We start from the raw sequence: 700 nt of genomic DNA on the forward strand, positions 1-700 counted from the left end.
CGGTGACCGGCACCGTCGACAAGGCCACCGCAGCCGCCCTGCAGGCCGACGTCCTGGCGTCGGGCGGCGAGGTCGCCCAGCAGGAGCTCGTCACCACGGCCGCCCTCCAGCAGACGCTCAAGCTCGCGGGGTTCTGGGACGGCCCGGTGGACGGGATGTGGACGCCGGCCCTGACCTCGGCCCTCGAGGACCTCCAAACGGAACTCGGCCTGAAGCCGACAGGCGTCGTGGACGCCGCGACCGTCGCCGCGTTCGACGAAGCAATCGCCGAGACTCGGCAGCCGAACGGTCCCAGTGCGAGTCCGAGCCCCACCCCGACGCGTGCATCAGAGTCCCCTGATGCCACGCAGGATGCGTCTTGACCCACGACGTCGGGGCCGCCGCGGGTCGACGCACGGGTCCCGGGGCGCGGTCCTGCGGCTCGGTCAGCCGTCAGATCGTTCGCGGAGGTCCGCCTCGAAAGCGCGGAGCTGCTGGTATCCGCTCACGCCCGCCGACGTCAGCGGCGCCGCGAGGATCGCCCCCATCACACCGAAGAGCATGGTTGCGGTCGTGACCGTGAGGAGAACCGCCAGCGGGTGCAGGTGGAGGCGACTTCCGAAAGCGAACGGCTCGATCAGGTTCTGGATCGTGTTGTTCGCCAACAGCACGATCGCGAGCATGGCGATGGCGACGCCGAGCCCTCCCGATCCGTAGGCGA

At 70.4% G+C, this 700-nt stretch carries 2 protein-coding genes; one reads left to right on the forward strand and one right to left on the reverse strand.

The window, feature by feature from the left end:
- A partial coding sequence (locus EKO23_RS24775) for a peptidoglycan-binding domain-containing protein (RefSeq protein WP_134721261.1) occupies positions 1–362 on the forward strand: 362 nt, incomplete at its 5' end.
- Between the two features lie 63 nt (positions 363–425).
- Here EKO23_RS24775 and EKO23_RS24780 read toward each other — a convergent pair.
- Positions 426–700 (reverse strand): AI-2E family transporter (locus tag EKO23_RS24780; RefSeq protein WP_134721263.1); only part of this gene is annotated, 275 nt, incomplete at its 5' end.

It is taken from the genome of Nocardioides guangzhouensis (assembly GCF_004519545.1).
Lineage (GTDB): Bacteria > Actinomycetota > Actinomycetes > Propionibacteriales > Nocardioidaceae > Nocardioides > Nocardioides guangzhouensis.